Source organism: Aquibium carbonis, from assembly GCF_003970795.1.
Classification (GTDB): Bacteria; Pseudomonadota; Alphaproteobacteria; order Rhizobiales; family Rhizobiaceae; genus Aquibium; species Aquibium carbonis.
The window spans coordinates 44141-51792 of sequence record NZ_RWKW01000085.1 but is presented as its reverse complement, the minus strand read 5'-3'; the positions used below and the strand labels follow the sequence as shown (position 1 = coordinate 51792).

The following is a 7652-nucleotide window of genomic DNA, read 5'->3' as shown; positions in this document are numbered from 1 at the left end:
AGCGGTTGCGGTAGGGGCAGCCGCTGGCGGAGACACGCGGCGTCTCGGGCGCGGGCGCCAGCCGGCGCGCCGCACGCCGCCTGCGCTGCGCCTGGGGATCGAGAAGCGGCACGGCGTCGAGCAGCGCCTTGGTGTAGGGATGCGCCGGGGCCTTGTAGACGCGGTCGGACGGCCCTTCCTCGACGATGTGGCCGAGATACATGACCGCGATGCGGTCGGAGATGTGGTGCACCAGCGCCAGGTCGTGGGCGATCAGAAGGTAGGCGATGCCGAGTTCGTCGCGGCGCTCGTGGAGCAGGTTGATGATCTGGTTCTGCGTCGAGACGTCGAGCGCGCTCACCGGCTCGTCGAGCACGATCAGCCTGGGCTGGAGGGCGAGCGCCGAGGCGATGGCGATGCGTTGGCGCTGGCCGCCCGAAAACTGGTGTGGATGCCGCTCCAGATGCTCGGCCGACAGCGAGACGAGTTCGAGGAGTTCGATGGCGCGCGCGCGCCGCTCGGCCTTCGTCATGGCGGTGTGCACCCGCAGCGGCTCGGTGACGATGTCCTCGACCGTCATCGACGGGTTCAGCGAGGAATAGGGGTCCTGGAAGACCGCCTGGATCTGGGCGCGCACGTCGGGCGTGTAGCGCGTCTTCATCGCGGCGAGCTCGACGTCGCCGAAGCGGATCGAGCCGCCGGAAGCCGGCACGAGGCCGAGCAGCGTGTTGGCGATCGAGGATTTTCCGGAGCCGGATTCTCCGACGAGGCCGAGCGTTTCCCCCGCCTCGACGGTGAGGCTCGCCTTCTTGACGGCGTGAAAGGACCGGCCTGCGAACCCCAGCAGCGAGCGGCTTCGATAGGTGACGTCGAGATCGCGGATCTCGAGCAGCGCGCGAGGCTTCATTGCGCCGCCTCCAGGGCCAGTTCGTCGGCGCGGACGCAGCGCACCAGCCGATCGCGCCCGGTCAGCGGAATCCGCTGCTCGCAACGCGCGGTGCGGAAGTCGCAGCGGTTGGAAAAGCGGCAGCCGGCCGGCCATGCGCCCGGCCGGGGCACGTTGCCGCGAATGGTGGGCAGCGGCGGGTTGCGATCCGACGCATGCGGCATCGCCGCGAGCAGGCCGCGCGTATAGGGGTGTCGCGGGCTGGAAAACAGAGCGTCGACCTTCGCCGTCTCCACCATCTCGCCGGCATACATGACGGCGATGCGGTCGCAGATGTCGGCCGCGACGGCCAGGTCGTGCGTGACGAACAGGATCGCCATGCCGAACTCGTCCTGGAGGTCGCGGAAGAGGTCGAGGATCTCCTGCTGCACGGTCACGTCGAGCGCGGTCGTCGGCTCGTCGGCGATCAGCAGCGAGGGGTTGCACGACAGCGCCCGGGCGATGGCCACGCGCTGCGCCATGCCGCCCGACAGCTCGTGCGGATAGGCGCGGGCCCGCTCCTCGGGCCGCGGGATGCCGACGCGGTCGAGCAGCTCGACCGTCCGCGACCAGGCCTGCGCCCGCGACAGGCCCTGCTTGGCGCGCAGCACCTCCGCGATCTGGTTGCCCACCGTGAAGGCGGGGTTGAGGCTGGTGGTCGGATCCTGGAACACCATCGACACCGCGTTGCCCCGGACCTGTTCCATCTGCCTGTCGGAGAGGGAGCGCAGGTCGCGACCGTCGAGGGTGATGGAACCATGGGTGGTGCGAAGACCGCCGCCCATCAGCCTCAGGATCGCGAGGCCCGTCATCGTCTTGCCCGAACCGGACTCCCCGACCAGCCCCAAGGTCTCGCCCCGGGCGATGCCGAACGAGAGATCGGTGATGATCGGCACGCCGACGCCCGTTCCCACCACCACCTGCAGGTTTTCGACGCGGAGGACCTCGTTCTCGACCCGGGGAAGCGCCGCCGCCTCCGTCGCCGCCGTCGGCTCCACCGCCGCGGATCGCGCCGCCGCCACGTCGGCCCTCGGCTCGGCGGCGATCCCCCGGCCGATCCCGTCGCGGATGACGTCGCCGATCAGGTTGACCGCGAGCACGGTGAGGATGATGGCGATGCCGGGCGGGATCGCCAGGAACCAGTTCAGGTCCATGAAGGCGGCGGCCGAATTGAGCATCGTGCCCCAGCTTGCGTCGGGCGGCTGGACGCCGAGGCCGATGAAGCTGAGCCCCGCCTCCGACAGCAGCACCGCGCCGACGGTCAGCGTGATCTGCACGATCAGCGGCGGGGCGATGTTGGGCACGATGTGCCGCAAAAGGATGCGGCTGTCGGATGCGCCGATGACGCGGGCCGAGCGGACATAGACCTCTTCCCGCTCCGCCAGCACGACGCCGCGCGCGAGACGCAGAAAGGATGTGGAGTAGAGAATGCCGAGCGCGATCATCGCCTTGTGCAGGCCCGGCCCGAGCAGCGCGATGATGACGATCGCCACCATGATGCCGGGAATGGAGACGATCGCCTCGACCATGCGCATCACGATCCAGTCCCACCAGCCGCCGCGATAGCCGATGAAGAGACCGAGCGGCACGCCCAGCAGCACCGCGATCGCGGTGCCCTCGGCGGCCGCGATGACGGCGATGCGGCAGCCATGGATCAGGCGGGACAGGACGTCGCGGCCGAGGTCGTCGGTGCCCAGCCAGTGCCTGGACGACGGCCATTGCAGGGCGGCCATCAGGTTCTGTTTAAGCGGGTCGTAGGGGGCGACGACGTCTGCAAAGAGGGCCAGCAGGACCAGCAGGACCAGAATCATCACGGCCATGGTCACGATCAGGGACGATCCGGTCAGCCATTGCCTGGCGAAACGGGTGCCGGTCGAGGAGGGGGATGGCCGGGAGGGCGTCATGACGGCCGCGCCTTGGGATTGAGCAAGCCGTAGACGATGTCGGTGGCGAGCTGGACGACGACCACGAGCGCGACCATGACGAGAACGATGCCCTGGATCATGGGGATGTCCTGCTGCCGCACGGCGCCGATGGCGAGCGTGCCGAGGCCGTTGATGGCGAAGACCTGCTCCACGACGAGGGCGCCGCCGAGCAGGACGGTGATCTGGAAGGACAGGACGGCGACAACGGGCACCATGGCGTTGGTGAGGGCGTGCTTGATGAGGACGCGCCGTGCCGACAGGCCCTGGGCGCGGGCGGCGCGGATGTAGTCCTGTTGCAGCACGCCGACCATGGCGGAGCGCACCTGGCGGGCAATCGCTGCACTCGACGAGGTTCCAAGCGCGATCGAGGGAAGGATCACGCTGCGCAGCCAGTCCCAGGGCGAGGCCGAGAGCGCGGTGAAGCCGGTCGCCGGAAACCAGCGCAGGTTCACCGCGAAGACCGCCACCAGGATCAGGCCGAACCAGAAGTTGGGGATGGCCTGGCCGAAGGTCGCTCCCAGCGTGGCGAAGCGGTCGATCCAGGAGCGGGGACGCAGGGCCGCCGCCATTCCGGCGGCGACGCCCACGACGATGGCGATGAGCGCCGAAACGGCGGTGAGGGACAGCGTGACGGGAAGCCGCTGCATCACGGCCCCCGTCACGCTCACGCTGTTGAAGAACGAGGTCCCGAGGTCCCCTTGGACGGCCCTGCCCAGCCACTGGACATAGCGAACGACGATCGGCTGGTTCATGCCGAGCCGCTCGCGCACGATCTCGTACTGTTCCTGCGTGGCCGTGTCGCCGACGATCAGATCGACGGGATCGCTCGGCAGCAGCGACGTGAAGGAGAACGTCAGCACCGAGACGATGAACAGCAGGGGAACCAGCGCGAGCAGCCGCTGGACGATGAGCCTGATCATGGGAACCGGTGTCAGTCGTTGGCCTTCAGGCCGCGCAGATTGATCGAATCCTCGCCGAAGCGATAGACGACGGTTTCGTTGTCCGCCGTCCTGTCGCTGACGCCGAACAGGATCGGCGTGTTGGTGACGAAGATCAGGAACGCTTCCTCCGCCAGCCTGGACGCCATCTTCCGATAGATCGGAGCCCGGACGGCGGGGTCCACCGGCTGGAGACCTTCCTCGGCCAGCGCCAGCAGTTCGTCGCTGGGCGCGGTCTTGAACGGATTGTAGGCCGCGTTCTCGTAAATGTAGCGCAACGCCAGGAACTTCGGGTCGGTGTTGGTCTGCCAGACGAGGTTGGTCGCCGGGTAGCTGGTCGTGCGGCTGACCCGGGCGAGTGTGCCGGGCTCCTGCGGCACGATGTTCATCCGGATGCCGATCTCGTTGAAGAAGCCGGCCAGCGCCTCAAGTCTTGACTGGTAGATCGGGATGGAGGGCATGTCGAAGGAGAAGCCCTCGGGAAACGTCGATTTCGCCATGTACTCGCGGGCCTTGTCGAGATCGTACTCGTAGACTCCTTCGAGCGCAGGATCATACGCCCAGTCGTCCTTGCCGTAGGGCTGGAAGGATTTTTCGGCGAGGCCGAACTGGATGGCCTTGCCGAAAGCCTCGCGATCGATGGCATGCGCCATGGCCTGGCGGACGTCGAGATCGGCGAAGGCGGGCACGACGGTGCCCTCGCGGTCGGAGATGATCACGTGGTAGTTCAGGCCGCCGGAGCCGCGGACCAGCTTCAGCCCCGGGGTGCGGTCGATGATGGCCGACTGGGGGTTGGCCAGCCAGTTTCCGGCATCGATCTGGCCGGTCTTCAGCGCGTTCAGGCGCGCGGTGTCGTCGGGAAGCTCCCACACCTCGTAGCGGGCGAGACCGATCTTGTCCTTGTCCCAATAGGTCGGGTTGGGCGTGTAGACGCGGACTTCGCCTTCGCGCGAGGCCTCCCTGTCGTAGACGTAGGGGCCGGTGCCGATCGGGTTGCGGTCGAGCGCCGGGTCGGCGATGGCAGCTGGCGCCAGCATCATGCCGCCCGTGTGGCACAGGCTGTCGATGATCGCGGGGTCGGGCTCCTTCAGCTTGATCCGGAGCGTGAATTCGTCGACCGCCTCGGCGCTCTCGACGGTCTTGAGCCCCTCGATGATGGCGAGCGCGACGCCGCGATTGATGTTTGCAACCGCAACCTCGGCATTGAAGGCCTCGCCATTGCTGAAGGCGACGCCCTCGCGCAGCGTGATGGTCACGTCGAGCCCGTCGACCTCGTAGCCGGTCGCCAGCAGCGGCACCGGAACGCCGTCGGGGCCTCTCTCGAACAGCGATTCATAGACCGGTCGCAGATAGGGAACGCCGCTGCCGCTCTGCTGTTGCGGGTCCATGGTGATGAGCTTCACCTGCTCGGCATATCTGAAGGTGCCCGTTGGCTCCGCGCTTGCCGTGGCGACACCGAGGCCCAGCCCCGCGGCGACGGCCACGGCCAGCAGAGCGTCTTTCATCCCGTGCTTCATGTCTTCCTCCCTCAAAGTTCCGCCGCCGGGAGAAGTCCCGTCGGTCGGCTATTGCTGTCCTGCCTTCGCCGGCCGGCCCCGCGCCACGGGCGCATCGGCCTTGAACATGTCGTTGTCGGCGCCGAGCCTCGGCGCCGGCGGCAGCGAGGTTGCCGCGCCGTTTCCGCCGCGAAACGCGGGGCCCAGCGCGACGGGCTCGCCCGCGACGCCGATGCCCGGCGTCAACGGATAAAGCTCGTCGAGATATTCGCCGAGATCACGCACCCGCGCGGCGGGAACGCCCGCGTCGTTGAGCGCGACTTCCAGCGTGGCAGCCCGGCTGGCCGCGAAAGCGGCCGAAAGCCGCCCGCGCAGATCGTCGGTCGCCGCGTCGGTCAGGAACGCGCCGGCCGGCAATCCCTCGGGCACGTAGGGCGGGTTTGCCAGGTCGGGCCGGCCAAGCAGCCGGCAGAGCGTCGCGAACTGACCCATGGTGTTGGCGGCTACCGAAATGTGACCGTCCGCCGTCGCGAAGGTTTCCGCGCCGGGGCTGCCGACGAAGCCGCGGTTTCCCACGCGGGTCGGCGACTTGCCGGTCGCGATGGCGTTGGCGGCGGGGCCCGACATCAGCGCCAGCGCGCAGTCGACCATCGAGACGTCGAGCGTGATCGGCGCGGTGTCGCCGCGCAGACGGCGAACGATCGCCGCGAGGATCGCCTCGGCGGCCGAAATGCCCGTGGCGATGTCGATCACCGGAAACCCGACCTTGATCGGGGGATCCTCCGGACCGCCCTGCAGCGACATCATGCCGGTCGCCGCCTGGATGACGTGATCATAGGCGCCGCGGGCGCTGTTGGCGCCGCTTTGGCCCCACCCGGAAATCGAGCAGTAGATGATGTCGGGCCGGACGCGCGCGAGGTCTTCCGGAGCCAGTCCGAACCGCCGCGCCACGCCGGGCCGAAAATTCTCGACGAACACAGCGCAGCTCTCGGCGAGCCGCAGCACGGTCGCGCGGCCGTCTTCGGTCGCGAGGTCGACGACGACGGATTTCTTGCCGGCGTTGAGTGCACGGAAGCCGGGGGTCAGGCCGTCGAGTTCGGGCATCATGTCCAGCCCGCGCATCGGGTCGCCGCCGCCGGGCCGTTCGATCTTGATCACTTCCGCGCCGAGGCAGCGAAGATGGTGGGTGGCACAAGGGCCGGCCAGCACGTGCGTGAGATCGAGCACCCGAAAGCCTTCGAGTGGAAGCATGCGGTTCTCCTGTCCTCCGGCGCGATGACGCGCGTCGACCGCTGGAATGCGGACGAGACCGCAAGCGACGGGGCTCCTCCCAAGAGCCTGGCCGGACCATAGGATCAGCGCAGATGTTAGCGGTAGTTATATTTTCTAAGGTCTGTTGTATGATTTCCTTAAAGGAGAATCGATCGCATGGATCTCAGGCAGATTCGCTATTTCGTCGCTGCTTGCGAGGAGGGGTCGCTCAGCGCGGCCGCCGCGCGGCTCAACTGCACGCCGTCCGGCGTCAGCCAGCAGATGAGCGCGCTGGAGGCTCGCCTCGGGACGGGCCTCCTCGAACGCACGCGGCGCGGCGTGGACCCGACCGCCGCCGGATGGCGCTTCTACGACCGCTGCCTCGCCGTTCTGAAGTCGGTCTCGGAAGCGGAGATGGAACTGGAGGACTTCGCCGGGGGCCTGAGCGGATCGGTCTCGGCGGGGTTCGCGCCCGGCCTGGCGAAAGCGGTCCTGCCCACGGCGCTCGCCCGCTACACGCGCGAGTATCCCCGCGTCGACATCGAGATCGGCAGCGGGACGGCGGATGCGCTGGTGGCGGAAACCTCGGGCGGCGCGCTCGACTTCTATGTCGGCCAGTTCGCCAAGCCGCAGGCCGGTCTCTCTGCGACGCCCATCGGGCGCTTTCCCGTTGCGCTCATCTCGGGCGTGCGCCGAGGCTTCGGGCCGATGCAGCCGGTCAGCCTTCATCAGGTGGCGCCGCTCAAGCTCTCGGTGCCTTCGTCGACGCACAGCCTGCGGCCGCGCATCGAGGAGGCGGTCCGCAACGGCGAAATCTCCGTCGAGCGGACCATCACCATCGCCAGTCTTTCGGCCGGGCTCGAATTCGTGGCGCAGACGGACTGGTCGTCGATCCTGCCCTTCTGGATCGCCCTCAAGGAACTCGGAAACGAGCGCGTCACCGTCAATCCGATCGCCGATCCTCAATTGAGCGTGGAGCTGGCGCTCATTCATCTCGTCCAGCGCCCTTTGTCGCGCGCTTCGCGTCATCTCTACGAGCAGTTTCTCCAGGAACTGCGGCATTGCGAGGAGGAGTGGCAGCGCATCACGCGCTGATGTCCGTCGCTGGCGCCGCTTCTATTATTCACGCGCTCGATAG

The 7652-nt window shown here is 68.0% G+C and carries 6 protein-coding genes; 1 reads left to right on the top strand and 5 read right to left on the bottom strand.

All coding sequences use genetic code 11. The features are described 5' to 3' along the window. The 5 genes from EJC49_RS19920 to EJC49_RS19900 form a co-directional block, all read right to left on the bottom strand. Positions 1-886: oligopeptide/dipeptide ABC transporter ATP-binding protein (locus tag EJC49_RS19920; protein ID WP_170314802.1), on the bottom strand; the 886-nt coding region annotated here is incomplete at its 3' end. After that, complete coding sequence (locus tag EJC49_RS19915; RefSeq protein WP_126701688.1) at positions 883-2808, bottom strand: dipeptide/oligopeptide/nickel ABC transporter permease/ATP-binding protein; 1926 nt, start codon at positions 2806-2808, stop codon at positions 883-885. The genes EJC49_RS19915 and EJC49_RS19920, both read right to left, overlap by 4 nt. Beyond that, positions 2805-3749 carry an ABC transporter permease gene (locus tag EJC49_RS19910; protein WP_126701687.1) on the bottom strand — a complete coding sequence of 315 codons (945 nt, stop codon included), beginning with the start codon at positions 3747-3749 and terminating at the stop codon, positions 2805-2807. The genes EJC49_RS19915 and EJC49_RS19910 overlap by 4 nt, the downstream gene beginning before the upstream one ends. A gap of 11 nt (positions 3750-3760) precedes the next feature. Further along, positions 3761-5272, bottom strand: coding sequence for an ABC transporter substrate-binding protein (locus EJC49_RS19905; protein ID WP_170314801.1), 1512 nt, complete (start codon positions 5270-5272; stop codon positions 3761-3763). A gap of 60 nt (positions 5273-5332) precedes the next feature. After that, positions 5333-6514: a CaiB/BaiF CoA transferase family protein gene (locus EJC49_RS19900; RefSeq protein ID WP_126701685.1), complete on the bottom strand. Its 1182-nt coding sequence runs from the start codon at positions 6512-6514 to the stop codon at positions 5333-5335. A 177-nt stretch (positions 6515-6691) separates the two neighbouring features. On the opposite strand from EJC49_RS19900, the gene EJC49_RS19895 reads away from it, so the two are divergent. Next, complete coding sequence (locus EJC49_RS19895; RefSeq protein ID WP_126701684.1) at positions 6692-7609, top strand: LysR family transcriptional regulator; 918 nt, start codon at positions 6692-6694, stop codon at positions 7607-7609. The last annotated feature ends 43 nt before the right edge of the window (positions 7610-7652 follow it).